Annotated in this window: 13 protein-coding genes; 12 read left to right on the top strand and 1 reads right to left on the bottom strand. The window is 32.2% G+C overall.

Annotated elements, in window-relative coordinates; all coding sequences use genetic code 11:
- Positions 1–74: 74 nt before the first annotated feature.
- Both pckA and BM201_RS10680 read left to right on the top strand, forming a co-directional pair.
- The gene (pckA, locus tag BM201_RS10685; protein WP_092542859.1) at positions 75–1,703 is read left to right on the top strand and encodes a phosphoenolpyruvate carboxykinase (ATP); all 1,629 of its coding nucleotides are present in this window, start codon (positions 75–77) and stop codon (positions 1,701–1,703) included.
- A 548-nt stretch (positions 1,704–2,251) separates the two neighbouring features.
- Positions 2,252–3,445 (top strand): proline dehydrogenase family protein, encoded by a 1,194-nt coding sequence (locus BM201_RS10680; RefSeq protein ID WP_092542464.1) that lies wholly within the window; start codon positions 2,252–2,254, stop codon positions 3,443–3,445.
- Positions 3,446–3,743: 298 nt separating this feature from the next.
- Here the strand turns inward: BM201_RS10680 and BM201_RS10675 are convergent, their stop codons facing one another.
- On the bottom strand, positions 3,744–4,634 hold the full coding sequence (locus BM201_RS10675) for a helix-turn-helix transcriptional regulator (RefSeq protein WP_092542462.1): 891 nt from the start codon (positions 4,632–4,634) through the stop codon (positions 3,744–3,746).
- A gap of 84 nt (positions 4,635–4,718) precedes the next feature.
- On the opposite strand from BM201_RS10675, the gene BM201_RS10670 reads away from it, so the two are divergent.
- The 10 genes from BM201_RS10670 (at position 4,719) to BM201_RS10620 (ending at position 18,328) form a co-directional block, all read left to right on the top strand.
- Entirely contained in the window at positions 4,719–5,351 is a 633-nt protein-coding gene (locus BM201_RS10670) for a hypothetical protein (RefSeq protein ID WP_092542460.1), read from the top strand.
- A 7-nt stretch (positions 5,352–5,358) separates the two neighbouring features.
- Complete coding sequence (locus tag BM201_RS10665; RefSeq protein ID WP_092542458.1) at positions 5,359–5,811, top strand: hypothetical protein; 453 nt, start codon at positions 5,359–5,361, stop codon at positions 5,809–5,811.
- 232 nt (positions 5,812–6,043) lie between these two features.
- Entirely contained in the window at positions 6,044–6,931 is an 888-nt protein-coding gene (locus tag BM201_RS10660; RefSeq protein ID WP_092542456.1) for a hypothetical protein, read from the top strand.
- 27 nt (positions 6,932–6,958) lie between these two features.
- A complete protein-coding gene (locus BM201_RS10655) occupies positions 6,959–7,624 on the top strand; it encodes a hypothetical protein (protein WP_092542454.1) in 666 nt (221 codons plus the stop codon).
- Positions 7,603–8,208 carry a hypothetical protein gene (locus BM201_RS10650; RefSeq protein WP_175487024.1) on the top strand — a complete coding sequence of 202 codons (606 nt, stop codon included), beginning with the start codon at positions 7,603–7,605 and terminating at the stop codon, positions 8,206–8,208. The genes BM201_RS10655 and BM201_RS10650 overlap by 22 nt, the downstream gene beginning before the upstream one ends.
- Positions 8,209–8,355: 147 nt before the next feature.
- The gene (hsdR, locus tag BM201_RS10640; RefSeq protein WP_092542450.1) at positions 8,356–11,571 is read left to right on the top strand and encodes a type I restriction-modification system endonuclease; all 3,216 of its coding nucleotides are present in this window, start codon (positions 8,356–8,358) and stop codon (positions 11,569–11,571) included.
- Between the two features lie 47 nt (positions 11,572–11,618).
- Positions 11,619–13,079, top strand: a complete 1,461-nt coding sequence (locus BM201_RS10635; RefSeq protein WP_092542448.1) for a class I SAM-dependent DNA methyltransferase — start codon at positions 11,619–11,621, stop codon at positions 13,077–13,079.
- The gene (locus BM201_RS10630) at positions 13,079–14,500 is read left to right on the top strand and encodes a restriction endonuclease subunit S (protein ID WP_092542446.1); all 1,422 of its coding nucleotides are present in this window, start codon (positions 13,079–13,081) and stop codon (positions 14,498–14,500) included. Before BM201_RS10635 ends, BM201_RS10630 begins: the two co-directional genes overlap by 1 nt.
- A 116-nt stretch (positions 14,501–14,616) precedes the next feature.
- A complete protein-coding gene (locus tag BM201_RS10625; RefSeq protein ID WP_092542444.1) occupies positions 14,617–17,391 on the top strand; it encodes an N-6 DNA methylase in 2,775 nt (924 codons plus the stop codon).
- Entirely contained in the window at positions 17,384–18,328 is a 945-nt protein-coding gene (locus tag BM201_RS10620; protein ID WP_092542442.1) for an ATP-binding protein, read from the top strand. The genes BM201_RS10625 and BM201_RS10620 overlap by 8 nt, the downstream gene beginning before the upstream one ends.
- Positions 18,329–18,338 lie beyond the last annotated feature (10 nt).

The following is an 18,338-nucleotide window of genomic DNA, read 5'->3' as shown; positions in this document are numbered from 1 at the left end:
TATCAACTAAACTTAAAATAAAAACTGTACCAGTTTACTGGACAAACTAAATGTTTCACTTAAATTCTATTATCATGAGTACTTCTCTAGACTACCCAAAAACAAAAGAACTTTTAAAATACGGAATAAAAGACACTAAGGTGCTGTGGAACCTTAGCGGTGAAGAACTACAAAAACTAACGGTAGAAAAAGGAATGGGGAGAGAATCCTCTAACGGAACTCTTGCCGTGAATACAGGAAAATTTACCGGAAGATCGCCTCAGGATCGATTTATCGTAAAAGATGATTATACCAAAAATGTTTGGTGGGGAAAAATAAATAAACCGCTTGCTCCAGAAAACTTCGATAAGCTTTACGATCGAGTTACAGAATACCTTTCTGGAAAAGAAGTGTATGTACATGATGGATATGTTTGTGCCTACCCAGAATACCGCATGAATGTTAGAACAATCACAGAGTATCCATGGTCTAACTTCTTCGTGAAAAATATGTTCTTAAGATTGAATGAAGAAGAGCTTGAAAATTTTGATGAAGAATGGTTAGTGCTTTGTGTACCTGGTTATGTAGAAGAAGATCCTGCTTCTTATGGTTTGCGACAAGGAAACTTTAGTATATTAAACTTCACCAGAAAAATAGCTTTAGTTGGCGGATCTGCTTACACAGGTGAAATGAAAAAAGGAATCTTTTCTGCATTAAACCTTATTTTCCCTAAGGATAAAAATGTGTTGCCAATGCACTGTTCTGCCAACGTAGGTAAAGATAATGATACGGCTATTTTCTTTGGACTATCTGGAACCGGTAAAACAACCCTTTCTGCAGATCCAGAAAGAAAGCTTATTGGTGATGACGAACATGGCTGGACACCAGACAACGTGATCTTCAATTTTGAAGGAGGCTGTTATGCAAAAGTGATTGGTCTTACTGAAGAAAAAGAGCCAGACATTTTTAGAGCTATCAAACCTGGAGCTTTATTAGAGAATGTGATCTTCGATGAAAATGGAGAGGTAGATTTCTTTGATAGCAGTATCACACAAAATACAAGAGTGTCTTATCCAATCGAGCACATTGAGAATATTCAGGAGAATTCTTATGGTGAAAATCCAAAGAATATTTTCTTCCTAACCTGTGACGCTTTTGGAGTATTGCCACCGGTTTCTAAGCTAACTCCTGGACAAGCAGCATATCATTTTATCTCTGGTTATACCGCAAAAGTAGCAGGAACGGAGGCCGGAATTACAGAACCTGTACCATCGTTCTCTGCATGTTTTGGAGAGCCTTTTATGCCATTACACCCAACAGTGTATGCAGAAATGTTGAGTAAAAAAATGCAGGAAGCTAACGTAAATGTATGGTTGATTAATACTGGATGGAGTGGAGGCCCTTACGGGGTTGGATCTAGAATAAAATTAAGATACACTCGTAGTATGATTACTGAAATTTTGAACGGGAACCTTGAAAATGTAGATTTTGAAATGCATCCAATTTTTGGCTTGAACATGCCTAAATATTGTGCAGGTGTACCTTCAGAAATGCTGAATCCAATTAATACTTGGCTTCAAAAAGGTGTGTATATTCAAAAATCAATTCAACTTGCACATTCGTTCCATTTAAACTTTGAAAAATTTGCGCAAAAAGCATCGCAAGAAATTTTGGAAGGAGGCCCACTTATCGATGAGCACCACCATATTTCTTCACATCTATAAAGTTTTTTTTGGGGATTTTTTGGTTTGAGAAGGTCGTAGTCTATTTGGAAGACTACGATCTTCTTTTTTAGAGAAGTAAAAAGCACCGAGAATATCGGTGCTTTTTTTGCTTTCTGGCAGTATTTAGATAGGAGAATAATTGAGATTGGAAATTGTAGTGACTAATGATTCGATTGTCAAACTATAAAGGCTCTGCCAGATTCTCCTAATATTGGTATTAAAGTTATTCTAAAAGTTATTTTTAATTATCCTGTAGTATCCTGATGCTTATTGACTTAATTGGAAACAATCGTATGCTTAGCATTTTGCAATCAGTAATGATGATAAATAGGTGTAAATTAGTATCTGACAAAACCTTATAGAATTAGTATTTCCAGATTATGGCTCTATTTGATATTTAAAATTTGCTTAAAGGAAATTTGAAAAGTGTTAATTTATTATACCACGAAAGCTTAAAAAACGAACACTTTTAATTTATGAAGCTTATACAGAAGTTAAGGTTTATTAATCATATGAGATAAGCCAAAGATCTTGAGTATTTTTAAAATATGATAAAAGAGAAAATATTCAACGATACAGAAACGGCTTTCAAGTTAAAATCTGATATGGAAATAAATAGAGCCGTACTTCTTTTTAGTGTGATGGGAAAACCTTCATTAATAAAACCAGGAATCGGACTTACAAAATTTGCTCTAAAAGCAAAATTGCCTATTACACCAATCATTAAAAATACCATTTTCGATCAATTCTGTGGGGGTGTGACCATAGAGGATTGTAAACCAACCATGGATCAAATGGATGAGGTAAATCTTTCCAGTATTTTAGATTATTCCGTAGAAGGAAAAAAGACAGAAGAAGAATTTGATTCTGCTTACAAAGTAAAGTTAGAACTTATTGAATTGGCCAAGGAAGAAAATGAAGTTCCTTTCGCAATTTTTAAGCCAACTGCTCTAGGTAGATTCAAAATTTGGCATAAAGTAAGTTCCCATGTAAGTCTTAATGATAAGGAAAAAGAGGAATGGGAGCGTGTCCAGAAAAGGGTAGAAGGGCTATGTGAAAAGGCGAATGAATTGAAAGTAAGATTATATGCAGATGCTGAAGAATCTTGGATGCAGGAAGCTGCAGATAATCTAATGGAAAAAATGATGGCCAAATTTAACCAAAATGAAGCTCTAATTTTTAATACTTTTCAATGTTATCGTTGGGATCGTCTGGAATATATAAAGGAACTACATACAAAGGCCAAAGAGCAGGGCTTTAAAATTGGGGCAAAGATCGTGAGAGGTGCCTATATGGAAAAGGAAAATAAACGAGCTAGAAAAAGAGGTAAAAGATCACCAATTTGTGAATCTAAAGAAGCGACAGATGTTAATTTTAATAGCGTGATGGGATATTGTTTAGACCATTTAGAAGATTTTTCACTTTTTATCGGAACGCATAATGAAATTAGCAATTATTTGGCTCTACAGATCATGGAAGATAAAAAAATAGCGAAGGATGATCAACGAGTTTGGTTTAGTCAGCTATACGGAATGAGTGATCAAATAAGTTATAATTTGGCAGCCAGAGGATATAATACGGCAAAATTAGTTCCGTTTGGGCCTGTTAAGGATGTTGTCCCTTATCTATTAAGAAGAGCGGAAGAAAACTCTTCAGTAAAAGGGCAAACAAGTAGAGAGCTTAATTTGCTCACCAGAGAAAAAGAGAGACGTAAAAAAGCAGAAAATCTTGCTCAAGCTTAATTCGTTAAACTTTAGTAAGTTTTATTTTCTCTACTTTTCTATAATATTGATCAGCCGCTAAATAAAGTTTAGTGGCTTTTTTTGAGTCAGATATAATACGCTTTAAACTAGCGAAGATGACTAAATTAAACTTCAAAAATAGCTTCGTAGAATTATGGAGTTTTTATTACTTCCCGATACAGAGAAGGTGGTTTCTAATATACTGTAAAACAGTGATTTAAAAGATGAAAAGTAGCTGTAAACGTTTGTTTACTTCCCGAAAACAAAATCTAAAGTAAGGAAAATATCAGATTAAATTTCAATATTTTTTTAAATTTTCTTTCAATTTCTCAATGACCATTTTCCTAAGATTTAATGGAGCAATCACTTCAACATCACTTCCGTGTGATAAGATCTCCTGAATAAAGTCGAAAGTTGGTTTTAATTGATATTCGAATCTTATTTCATTATCATTCTGGCTAATGAGTTTCTGGCTATGGTGAAGAGGTAAAGATTTAATATATCTACCCTGATCAATTTTAAAAGCTAGTATGATACGAGATACTTTGTCATTTGTGCCATTTATAATACCAAAACTATTTTCAAATGCTTCATGTATATTGTATTCGACTGAAGTAAATCTTAGCTTAGTAAGCTGAAGTTCACTCATTCTATCTAAGGAGAAATTTTTGATGATATTATCTTTCGTATCCTTGGCAATTAGATACCATCTATTTTTTGATTCTTTAAGAGCAATTGGCTTTACAATTCTATTAGTTAAAGAGGCATCCCAAAACTTTTGATATTTAAATTTTACTTCTTTTCTATTCTGAATAGCATTTAAAAGATCTGCCATGTGTTGGGTACCCAAAGCTTTTCTTTGTTCAAAAAACAAGCTTTCACCCATTCCTTTAGACATACGGATGGCATTTATAATATCATAGTTTTCCCTTAGTCTTTTTTTATATTCATCTTCAGCACTTTCTTTAATATAATAAACATTTTTACTTTTATCTGAAGCTATTTCTATTTGATGGGTTTGTGCTATTTCCTGAATGTCTCGCTGAAAAGTTCTTTGAGAAACTCGAAGATCTTCTGTAGCATCTTGTTGGTTAGCTAGTTCATCATTTATCTCTTTAAAGCTTCTGGGCTTATTTTGAAGCAGAGAAATGATTTTGTAGTGGCGACTTAAAGTTTTACTAAAGGACATAATTTTAATTTTTTCAAAAATATTAATTTATAGCGACATTTTTTGACGTGATGTAAACATATAATTGTGCTATAAATAAATAATATGAAAAAACTAGAAGTTCAGATCAACGATCATCAGTTTGGTCAAATATGCAAAGCAATTAACAGTTCAGTTCCCAAAAATGACGATGCAGTTGTATCAGGTAATTTGGATATTATCCTAAGTATAGATTCTCTAAATATACATAGAGCTAGACTACTAATTAAGCGTGATAAAAAAATTAATTGCGGATGGGTGGACTATCAACTAACACCAATTGCTGAAAAATTCCAGGAGCTAGAATGTTTTAGAGGTTTAAATAAAACAGAAGCATTTTATAAAATGCTTGAAGTAGATTTTGTAAAACAAGCATTCTTGGAATCGCTAGGCTATAAGAATTATAAAGATTTCGAAATTAATTTATACGGTAAACGATGTATTACTTGTAATGATGCTCTCACAATTCTATTTGTATTGCTAGAAGAGCCAAATGATGCAGTAACTAGGGAGATATGTGAATCCTTTTATCTAATCGATCATTTCAAAACAAAATTAATCCTTATCGATCGTAATTTTAAAGTGGGATATATTGAACATATCACATTAAGCTCCCATAAAATATCTGAAAGATGTATACAGAATGAAGTTCCCGAAAACAACCTTTTTCTTCAATATATTCAAATTCTTTTTCAATAGTAATGCAATGGAAAAACTTAACGGCGCTAGTATAGGAGATTTAATTGTTGGAGTTGTATTCGATGATGTAGCACTTCGTATTGATAGCTTTTATAAACTTTTAAATCACGATTATATCAAGAAAGCAATAGTAAAGTTTCTTGATCCAAAGGCAGATCATGATTTTTCTAACATTTATTTTATAGATCATAGTTATGTGATGATAGGAAATATATTTGATTATTATATCCTCTCCTATGAAAAACCTAAACCTGAGTTTATTGAAAAAATTAAGAGCGGTAAAGAAAACGGGTACTATGGTAATGTAAATTTTGTGATTTTGGACGGAGCCTGGAATATAGAAGGCTTAAACTGTATAAAATTGGATTACCAAAAAATAGAGGACGATTTGGTGGATCAAGGTTTTCAGAGCGATGATATATTTTGGTATTGTGTCAAGTATATTTCGAATAAAGAATAGGTGTTTTTAAACGCTTAAAAATTTTTAATGTAGATTTACTGAATCCCTACCTAAATACTTTACAAACCTTTGAAAATTTGAATGAACGAAATTTTATTAATAAAAGATTTAGTTCGAATGACATTTTTTACTCCTTTGGAATTTAAAAATCAACTTACGGTTATCCATAAAAGTTTTCAAATATTTAATCTATCTTTTTACACTAAATATACATTTAATAACGCCACTTATAATGAACAAGGAATCTCTCTCTAAAAAGCTATCAACTGTAAGTAATGGTTTAAATAATAAAATTAAGGACACAACTAAAAAAGTGAAAGAGTCCAACAACTTTAAAAAAGTAGTTAGAGATGTTAAAACCTCTTCAAGTCAACTTACAACCTTAACCAAAAACACGTCCAGTAATGTGATAAGTACGAGTAAAAAGGTTATAGAGTCAGATCAATTAAAAAGGGGTGTTCAAAATGTTGGAAATCTTTCAAAACAAGCTTTCGTAGAAAGTAAAAAAGTAGCTTATGACATTGCCTCAAATATAGCACTGGTTGCGGCTGCATTTTTCGCTCTGAATCTAATTTATATTCTATATGCACTTTCGAATATATTTTCAGATTTTCAGGCCACAGACATACTTGTATTCCTTTTAGCATTAGGCGTGGCCATAGTATTTAGTATTAAAGTTGGTATCAGAAGCTACAAATATACTCGTTTTAAGATAGGGATGAGTGTATTTTTCATACTTGAGAGTTTTTTTAAAGAGCTCATAAGTGAAAGTTTAAGCAATATTGAAAACTTAGGGACAGAGAGATTAAAGAAGAACAACATTTATTCGATTCTTAAGATGGATAGCAACAAAATAATTGAAAATTATAAAATTAAAGTTCCCTGGATTTTAAGGCAATCTATTTCCTTCCTAATCGAATTTATTCCATTAGCAACCATAATAATGGAAATTAAAGAAAATGCGAAAGATAAATCTCAAAAAAGTTTAGAAAAGAAAACAATATCTCGACTAAATTCTTTCGTTAGAAATATTGAACCACAAAAGAAGTTTACCTCATTTATGACGATAAGCTTTATAGCAAATGTAATCGTTATGAGTATTTTAATGAGTTGGCTGTAAAATATTCTTTTAATTAAAATAATTTTTATGATTTCCTATTATAAATATGGTAACGGCAATCTATTGGCTTGTGAAGATAGCTTAACTGCCGCCGTTTTTGATATATTAAAATATTTGCCTTCTGAAATCTTTTGGGATATTCTTAAAAAAGCAAGTGTTAGAAACTCTTTGCCAAATGTTGCTGGAGAGATGCTATCTATAGAATATTGGCCTAAATGGGATGCTACGGAAACTAATAATTCAAATTACGTAGAACCAGATGTTTTTATTCGTTTTCAGGATTTTGATTTAATTATTGAAGCTAAACGTTATGATGCTGATATGCAAAGAAATTATCAAATAGAAGCTGAAATTCAGTCTTACAAAAACGAATATGGAGACGAAAATAAAACAGTTTATCTTATTCAGTTAGGAGGTTTGAATGAGTTTGATCTAGATCAAATCAATTCTGAGAATATAATCTCAAAAATACGATGGATGGATTTACTTCTCGAAATTCATAAGTGCAGGGATAAACTTGGGGAACTAAACATCTCAGGATTTAAGCATCAGCAATTAATCTTTGAAGATGCTATTACTGCTATGGAACTACATGGCTTTTTTATTCAACCATGGTTAAAAGACTTGAAAACATCTTTTATTAATTATAAATCAGAAAATAAAATTTTAGAATGGACAAAGGATTATCTCTAGAAGTTAGAAAAGCATATAGGCTTCTTTTCGACTATCAGGATAGAATTTTAAATTTATTGAATTTCATCGGTAAAACCTATGAAATGCCTTATGCTGGAGGATGGCAAAAATTTACGCGAGGTGCTCCGAGAAGTGGACAAGGAAGACTTGATTTGTGGGCTTGGGATTGGTTAGGAATGTATTATTATGAATTTAACTTTAAAAAAAAAATAGTTGATAGGGATTTAATGTTTTCAGTATTTTTACTAAACGACGACGGTTACTATCGTAATATTAAAGAGGGTAAAAATGCTATCAAGAATGATTTGAAGGATTTTGCATCTGTTGAATCAAGTGAGACTAAGTTAATATTTGTTTGCAGTTTTTTAGAAGATTGGGACGAGCCTTGGAAAGACTGGCAGGATCCTAAATTTACATCGGAAGATGAAGGCAAAGCTGATGATAAGAATCTTATTTTCAAAAGTTATTCGTTAGAGAAATTTCTTTCAGAAGAATCTACTTTAAAAGCTCTAGATGACTTTTCTAAGTATGCGAACCAGTATAAATTGCCTTTAAATATTACAAATCATAGATTAAATAAATAGTTATGGAAATAGAATGTCCAAAATGTGGATCAGATCAAGCTTATTTTAATGGAGTAGCTTATGAATGCCCAGATTGTAATTATGAATGGGGTTCAGTAATCTAACATTTTTCCTATATTTACTGCACATCGAGATGACCAACCACTTATGACCAAGTTTTCGTTTCTTGAAGAATCGTATCCAGAGCTTTTTAAAATTTGCGAATTATCTGAGAAATTAATCGAAATAGATCCTAGTTCCTGTTTGGGGAAATCGCGTTTGTTCTCAGAAAAGCTGGCTAGTTTAATTTGGGAATTCGAAGATTTAAATGAATTTCAGGGAACGCAAGCAGAGCGTATTCAACAACTGTATTATAGAAATATAATTCCAGATGTGGTGAAAGATCTTCTTCATCAGGTGCGTCTTTCAGGAAATAAAGCTACCCATGTAGGAAATTCAAGTAAAGCTGAAGCGCTATTTATTTTAAAGAAATGTTTTCAGCTTGCTCGTTGGTTTTATGAAACCTATGAGAATGAATATATAGAGGTAACCGATTATCAACTTCCGCAGAAAAAAGAAGACAAGTCTGTAGAAAAACTTCAGGGAGAATTAGAAAGATTAAGTGTAGAAGTTAAGAATTACCAGGAAAAGATTGCATCATTTAATGCTAATGATCAGGTTAGGGAAGATCGTAAAAAGCGAGCCGTTGTTAATGCTAATAATATTCATAAAAGTGAGTCTGAAACTAGGGAGCTTATTGATGAGCAATTAAGAAATGCCGGTTGGCAATGTGATACTGAAGTTCTAAATTATAAAAAGCATAAAACCTTACCAGAAAAAGGAAAATTTATGGCTATTGCAGAATGGCCTTGTGATTCGAAATATGCTGATTACGCCCTTTTTATAGGCAAAACCTTATATGGTTTAGTTGAAGCAAAAAAATATGCGAAGGATATAAGCACCAATTTAGGGCAGCCGAAAGTGTATGCAGAATGCATTAAAAACTTAAGTGATATTGAGTTTTTGAAATCCTGGGGAAATTTTAAAGTTCCATTTCTATTTTCTACCAATGGGCGCTCTTACCTGGAGCAACTCAAAACGAAAAGCGGAATCTGGTTTTTGGATATTCGTAATAAGCGAAATCAATCTAAAGCTTTAAGAGGTTGGTATTCTCCTGAAGGGCTTCAGGAAATTTATAAACGAGATGTTGAGGAAGCTGACAAAAAATTAGAAGATAGCGATATTGGCTATTTACAGAGTAGAACAGGTTTAAGTTTGCGTGACTATCAAATTGAAGCAATTTCTTCTATTGAACAAAAAATAGCAAATCAGCCAAAAGATCCCAGGTCTTTGCTGGTCATGGCGACGGGTACAGGGAAAACCAGAACTACTATTGGTTTAACTTATCGACTTATAAAGTCCAATCGCTTCAAACGAATATTATTTTTAACAGATAGAACCTTACTTGCCCAACAGGCTTTAGGAAGTTTTCAGGATAATAAAGTTGAAGATATTAATACATTTTCTGCGATCTATCAGATAGAGGAGATGAAAGAGCGGTTTCCCGATACTGAAACTCGTTTGCATTTTGCTACAGTGCAAAGTATGGTAAAGCGTCTTTTCTATAATGAAGAAAACCCTATTCCTATAGATACTTACGATTGTATTATTATCGATGAAGCCCATCGTGGTTATAATTTAGATCGAGAGCTAGACGAAGACGATTTAAATTTTAAGGACGAGAATGATTACGTTAGTCAGTATAAAAGAGTGATTGAATATTTTGACGCCTATTTGATTGGACTTACGGCGACACCTGCATTACATACCAAAGAAATATTTGGAAAACCGGTGTTTAGTTACTCATATCGCCAGGCAGTGATCGACGGTTTTTTGGTAGATCATGAACCTCCTTATTTAATTAAAACTAAACTTTCTGAAGAAGGAATGCTTTGGAAAAAAGGGGATAAACCTAAAGTTTATATTTCTGAATCGAATACTATTGAAGAGCTAAGTGAATTAGAAGACGAAATGCATATTGAAATTGAACATTTCAATAAAATGGTAATTACAGAAGCCTTTAATCGTGAAATCATAAAACAACTGGTTAAAGAAATTGATCCTGAAGGTGATGAGAAAACCTTGATTTTTGCCGTTCGAGATTCACATGCAGACATGATCGTAAAAATGCTTTATGAGGAATATGCTGAATTAGGTTCAGATCTTCAAGATGGAACCATCGAAAAAATTACAGGAAATCGCTATGATCCTTCAGATCTTACTAAGCGATTTAAAAATGAAAAATTTCCAACAATAGCGGTAACAGTAGATTTGTTAACTACCGGGATAGACGTACCACAAATCACCAATCTAGTTTTCTTGCGCCGCGTTAAATCCAGAATTCTTTTTGAACAAATGATTGGTAGAGCAACACGGCTTTGTGATGATATTGGTAAAGAATTCTTTAAAATTTATGATGCGGTTAGAGTTTATGAGGCTTTAGAAGATTACACCCAAATGAAAACGGTCTCTAAACCTTCTACGTCATTTAAAAAATTAGCTGAAGAATTAGAGATTATCGATACTCCAGAGCGAGCAAAGCAGCAGTTAGAAGAGATCGTTGCGAAAATGCAGCGTAAAAAACGAAAACTTAACGACGATCAATTAGAGCATTTTGCGTATTTATCTGGTGGGCAATCTCCAGACGAATTAATTTCTGCCTTTAAACAGGTAAAGCAAGATGAAGTAAAGAAAATCATTTCAGAATATAAAGGCTTATGGAATTTTCTGGATACTAAAGTTTATCAACCAAAACTTCAATATGTTTCAGATCATAAAGATGAATTTGTAGGGATTGAAAGGGGTTATGGTAAGGCAGAAAAACCAGAAGATTATATCGAAGGTTTTAGAAAATTTATAGAAGAAAATAGAAATAAAATTTCAGCATTAAATATTGTTTGCACAAAGCCTGAGTCTTTAAGTCGCGAATCATTAAAGGAGCTTAAACTTTTATTAGATGAGCAAGGCTATAGCGCAGTTAATCTTAACACCGCCTGGAAGCAAACTAAAAATGTAGAAATTGCCGCAGATATTATTTCATATATCCGCACTATGGCTTTAAATACGTCTTTACTAAATCACGAAGAACGCATCAAAAAAGCAGTTTCAAAAATTAAAGAAAGTCGAGATTGGAATAAAATTCAGTTACGTTGGTTAGATCGTTTTGAAGCACAATTAATAAAAGAAACGATTATCACTAAAGACGATCTGGATAAAGAACCTTTTAGAAAAGATGGCGGTTATAAAAGACTGAATAAAATTTTTGAAAATAACCTGGATGAAGTACTGGATAAGTTAAATGATAATCTATATTCGGCTTCCTAAAAAATAACAGTTGCAAATAAGAGCAACTGTCGAAGAAATATATCAAGATGAGCGCAGATCAAATCGCACAAAAGTTATGGAACCTTTGTAACGTTTTACGTGACGACGGGGTTACCTATCACCAATATTTGAATGAATTGACTTATATTCTTTTCCTTAAACTTTCTGAGGTTAAAGGTTTTGAAGAACATATCCCTGAAGAATATCGTTGGCGAGGTTTTGTTGAAGAAGAAGATAATAACGAAGCTTTTGTAAGATACCGTAAGTTTTTGGCTGAAATTAGCAATCAGTCTAGCAGTGCCTCTATACAGGAAATTTATACCAATGCTTCTACCAGCCTTCGTAAACCGGTAAATTTTAATACGCTGGTACAGGCGATTGATAAAATCGACTGGTACGAAGAAGACGATCGTGATACGATGGGAGATATTTACGAAAGTCTATTAGAAAAAAATGCCGGAGAAAAGAAGAGTGGTGCCGGGCAATACTTTACCCCAAGACCACTAATTAACGTAATGGTGGATCTACTAGTTCCTAAAATTGGGGAGCGTTGGAACGATCCTGCAGCCGGCACTTTTGGCTTTATGATTTCGGCAGATAAATATTTGCGTGACAAAACAGATGATTACTATGCGCTAGATGAAAAAGAGCGCAAATTTCAGGAAGAAAAAGCCTTTAGCGGGGTAGAGCTTGTTGGCGATGCACACCGTTTGGCATTAATGAATGCACGCCTGCATGGGATGGAAAGCACCATTTACTTAAATGATACCTTAACCGAATTTGGTAAAAGCATTAAAAATTTTGATGGTGTTTTGGCTAACCCGCCTTTTGGAACTAAAAAAGGAGGCGAACGCCCAACCAGAGACGATTTTACCTTTCCAACCAGTAACAAGCAGCTCAACTTTTTACAACATATTTATAGAAGTTTAAAGAAAGACGGTAAAGCTCGTGCTGCGGTAGTGTTACCCGATAATGTTTTATTTGAAGATGGCGACGGACAAAAAATTAGGCGAGACTTAATGGATAAATGCCATCTACATACCATTTTGCGATTGCCTACCGGAATTTTCTATGCGGCCGGTGTTAAAACGAATGTGTTATTTTTTACTCGTGCTACCACCGAAACCCAAAATACACCCGGAGTTTGGTTTTACGATATGCGAACCAATGTGCCTAGCTACGGAAAGCGGACTCCTTTTACCGAAAAAGCTTTTGAAGATTTTATAAAAGCTTATACCGGTGGGATCACTTTCGATAAAATAGAAGATGATTTTAATGGAATTGTAGATCATAAAAAAAGACAAAAAATAAAATACGAGCGTTGGCAATATATAACCAGAGATGAAATTGCTAAAAAGAACGATAGTTTAGATTTAGGCTTAATTGCAGATGAAAGCATTAGCCAGGCCGAAGATTTAGGGGAACCAATTGCTATTGCTGAAGAAGCTTTGGCGGAAATTAACAGCATTACTGCCGAGTTAAATGCGATGATTAAAGAATTAAAGTAATGCCGAAAGAATTACCAAAGAATTGGGTTGAAACAGAATTAAGAAATGTTCTTATTTTAAAGAATGGATTTGCTTTTAAAAGTAAAGATCTCTCTGCGGAAGGAGATATTCCCGTCATCAAAATTGGCAATATAAAGAATTACGGAATTGAAGTTAATGAAGATTATAAAATAAAATTAGAATTAGCTAATTCTAATTTTTTTATAAATAAAGGAGACATTTTAATTGCCATGTCTGGTGCTACCACTGGTAAATTTGGTATTTATAATTTAGATAAAAAAGTATTACAAAATCAACGGGTTGGTAATTTTAAGTTACATTCAAAAAAATTGTTCAATTACAGGTTTCTCTATTATTTACTTTGGGAACTAAAAGGAAAAATAGAGGATTTAGCTTATGGAGGAGCACAACCTAATATTTCTTCATCTAAAATTGAAGGTTTAAAATTTCCACTTACCCCACTAGCCGAGCAGGAGCGAATTGTCGCCAAATTAGATGATTTATTTGCAAGATTAGATAATATTAAAGCCAGTTTAGATAAAATTCCGGTGCTTTTAAAGAATTTCCGACAGCAAGTTTTAACCCAAGCCGTCACTGGGAAATTGACGGAGGAGTGGAGAGAAGGAAGGGATTTGGGAGCGTGGGAAGAAAAAAAGGTAGATTCTTTAATCACCAAAATTCAAGCTGGAAAAAACTTTCGATGCCCAGAAATTCCTGTTACCAAAGGACAAGTTGGTCTAGTGAAAATTAGTGCAGTTACTTGGAACATCTTTGATTCTAAAGAAACAAAAACAGTTATAGATAAGGATAAAATAAATTCAGATTATTTCATTAAGTCAGGAGATTTTTTGATTTCTAGAGCTAATACAATTGAATTAGTGGGGAATTCAGTTATCGTTGGAGATCTAGAATACGATATTATGATTAGCGACAAGGTATGGAGAGTTTTCTTTCAAGAGGAATTGGATAAAAAATACTTGAACTATTATTTGAAATCGAAAAAAGGAAGATTTGAAATTGAATCAAGATCATCAGGGAATCAGATGTCAATGAGAAATCTTTCTCAAAAAAAATTTAGAGATATAGACGTTTTTTATCCCCCATATTTAGAAAAAAAGGAATTAGTAGATAAAATTGATAATTTATTTCTTAGAGCCGATGCTATCCAACAAAATTATGAAGTTTTAAAAGCTAAAATTGCGCAATTACCACAAGCAATTTTACATAAAGCTTTTAAAGGTGAATTGGTGCCGCAATTGGCAAGTGATGGCGATGCCAGGGATTTGTTGAGGGAGATAGAAGAGTTAAAGAAACAGGCCACCAAAACAAAAAAGCCTTCTAAAACCACCAAAATCAAAAAATATAAAAACTCTACAACTAAACTTAGTAAAGCTGCTGAGGTTGAGGGGAAATATAAGTAAATGAGTTTGGAGAAATTAGATATATTGTAATAGCGTTTATGAATTATTAATCGCCTAAGATTTTTACATAAGCATTGCGGTCTAAACAGGTGATTAAAATAGTTAAGATATAGCAAATGAATTTACATGATGCGATTATTCAAATTCTTCAAAGAAAAGGGGAGCCGTTGTCCTTTGCAGAATTGGCCTTTGAAATTAATCAATCTGAATTGTACGAGCGCAAGGATAGAAAGTCTGTCAAAACAAATCAAATACAGGCAAGGGTTAATAGGTATCCGGATAAATTTATTACTATCAATGGTTATGTGATTGATTCTGGAGATCAAAAATGGGGCTATTTACTATCGACTTATTCAACTTTAAACTCATATCTTCGAGAGCACTTCACAGGTTCGGATATTGAATTTATAATTAGCTCTTTATTTTTTTACAAAAGAATAATTGATTCTAAATCAATTGATTCACACTTATTTCATTATAATACTGAAGCCTACAAGGGTCAGCATTTCATTTCATTTAGAACTAATTACGTTAATGATTGGTTCGAAGAGTTATTTCGGTTAAATAATTCTAATTTTTTTGAAGTTCAATTTGTAGATGATTTAGTCAATTTGATAAAAAGATTGGACATAAAAATATTGCTCGATATAATTGAGACTTTGCGTGATTTTAATTCAAATTTTTTTTCGAAGCAAGAATTCGGAAAAGCATTTGAATATATTCTAGAAGTTGGAGATTTAAATAATACTAGGTCTAATCTTGTAAGAACCCCAAGAGGAATTATTGAATTGATGACAAAAATTCTTAATCCAATAAGTGGTAAGCTACTTGATCCAGTTTGCGGTACGGGAGGATTTCTAACTGAAGCGAATAGGCTTTCAAGTGATTTGGATTTACTTGGAGTAGAAATTAGCTATGAAGTTTCTAGAATTGCCAAGATGAATTTAATTGTAAATGGGGGAGTAGATAATAACATTAAGCATGGTAACTGTTTTAGTTTATTACATGAAGATACGGGATATGACTATATCATAGGAGACTTACCTATAGAAGGAGGGAATTTAGGAGACTTTCATTATCATCTTTTCAATTACTGGGGTATAGATTTGCCGAAAAAATCTAAAAGTTTTGGAGCATTTCTTTTATTTTCATTATCGAAGTTAAGTTTTAATGGAAAAGCAATTTTTACTATTTCTGATAGTTTTCTATATCGTAAAGGTTCAGACCAGAAGATCAGAAATTTATTATTAGAAAATGATGTTTTGGAAACAATAATAAGTTTGCCAGGCGGAGCTTTGAAACCCTATACTAAAGGTAAAGCTTCTATAATTGTTTTAAATAATAACAAGCATGAGCAACTTTTAGGTCGCGTAAAATTTATTGACGTTTCCAATCAAAATATATATGATAATTTAGGTTTACAGGAAATTATTAGCATGTATGAAACTCATGCTGATAACAAATATTCTCAGATAGTTTCATTAAGAGAAATAATAGAATTAAAGACTCTGAATCCGAGATTTTTTACACAAGATTTATCTTTATTAAGAGATTTATTACTATCGGGTGATGGTAAATATTTAGGAGAAATTGTAAATATAGAATCTGGTAAAAGAATTTTAGAAAAAGATTTTTTTTATTTAGAGAAAGGAATACCTGTTATAAAGATAGAAAACTTAGAAAAAGAAACAGTAGATATGTTTCTATCAAAAAGTAATGTATCTGGTTACTTGGAAAGAGATTATGCATACCGAAAATCACTTGTTATTAATAAAGAGAGTATTTTGATTGCTAAAATAGGTGAAAATCTTAAACCTACATATTTTAAACCAACAAATGATTTTAATGAAATCGTAATACACCAAAATGTATTAGCTCTTCTACCAATAACTAAGGATAAGGTTTCTCTACAATTTTTGTACTATCAACTGAATAGCGATATTGTCAAAAATCAAATTGAGAATTTAAAACCGCATTCCGTAGTACCATTTTTAACAATCTCATCAATTAAAGAGGTGCTAATTCCATTACCAAACTTGGAATCTCAGGAGAAATTTATAGGAGTTCAAAAGGCGAATATTATTTCTGCAGAAAGATCTAGAATTGATGAAAAATTAAAAAGATTAGGTATTGTCGAAGAGGCAGAGGAAAGAGAATTAGATGTTGTTAGAACTATAACCCATCAATTAAGACACAAACTAGTTGATCTTAACACTTTTATTGAAAAAGCTAGAAGTATTATTGATATTAAGGGTATAGGAGATCTCAAGCAATATGATCCAGCTGATCCGATACTGATTTTCGAAGAAGGATTTGAAGTTCCTGAAAATGAAAATTTGGAAACTATTTTGAAAAAATCTGAAGAAAAATCACTATTTCTATCCGCTTTATTAACTGATGTAGAAAAAGCAATTAATCTTGATCTTAAATTTAAAAAAATTGAATTACTATCTTCTATAAAGCGTATTTCTTCCGAATATAAATCCTATACTATTCAAATTGAAGTTGTAGGAGAGAATGTTGAAGTGGAGTTTTCTGAAAGGCATTTGAAAGATTTGATTGATACTCTTATTCAGAATGCTAAACAGCATAGTTTTAAGAGAGAAGGAAAAAAGCAAAAAATAACTTTCAAAGTTAAACCCGATTTAAAAAGGAAACTTGTAGTTATAGAATATTTAAATAATGGAGCACCTTTAGAAATTTCACAAAAGGAGTATATTTCTATATTGACTAAATCAAAATCAAGTAATGGTTCTGGTATAGGAGGTTATTATATTAATAAAATAATTAAAGCTCATGGGGGATTATTGAATATCTCGGAAAATTTGAGTGCCGGAATAAAAATGAAAATCGAAATTCCTATAAAGCAAAACAAAGAATTAAATGAGTAAAAAAATTCTACTTATCGATGATGAAAAGACTTTTAAGGATGCTTTTAAAATAAAAGCTCAGTCAAAGGGTTATCAGTTGGCCTGGGCTAAAAGTTTTGATACTATGAGGGAAAAGTTACCTTCAATAGTTACAAAAATTACAGCCGTAATTTTGGATGTAAAATGCTTGATTTCAGATAATCAAGAAATAGAAAAACCAGATTTTATAGGTATGGCTATTAATTATCTGAATCAAAATTATCCAGATGTTCCTAGATTAATTTTAACCGGAGATGAAAAAGCTATTGATGGGATTAGAATGTTTTTTAATGCCGATACAGAAGATGTTTATACAAAATCGCCGAAAGATTTAGATTTGCTTTTTAAAAAAATCGAATTTCATCAATCTAATTTCCAAACCAGATTGCTTAAAGGTGAGCAAAAATGTATTCTTGAATTTATAAAGCAGGAAGAAGGAAAAAAAATAGAGTTTAAGTCATCTTTAAGATTTTCTATAAACGACAATGCTTTAGATAAAAGTTTAGAATTTGAAAGTTTTAAAAATATAGCAGCATTTCTAAATTCGGATGGAGGAGATTTATTAATCGGTATCGATGATGACAAAAAAATCCTAGGTCTTGAGAATTCAGACTTTACTACATTTAATCGCGATAATAAACAAGACGCTCTGAAGCTTCACATTGATAATTTAATAGAAACTTATTTTGGAAATGCCGTACACAGAGTTTTAAATGTATCATTAGTTACAATTGATAATAAAACAATTTGTAGAATTAATGTCGAAGGGCGTTATCAGGAACCAATATTTGTAAAGAAAAAAACTATAAATCAAAAAGCATATAATGCATTCTATATTAGAAGGTCAAGTAGTGCAAGAGAGTTACGAGGAGATGAAATTGATCAATATATTAAAGGTCATTGGAATGAAAATTTATAGTTATAGCCAG

The sequence above is a fragment of the Zunongwangia mangrovi genome, from assembly GCF_900112105.1.
Classification (GTDB): Bacteria; Bacteroidota; Bacteroidia; order Flavobacteriales; family Flavobacteriaceae; genus Zunongwangia; species Zunongwangia mangrovi.
The sequence above is the reverse complement of the archived record's forward strand: the minus strand, read 5'-3'. Positions and strand labels throughout refer to the sequence as shown.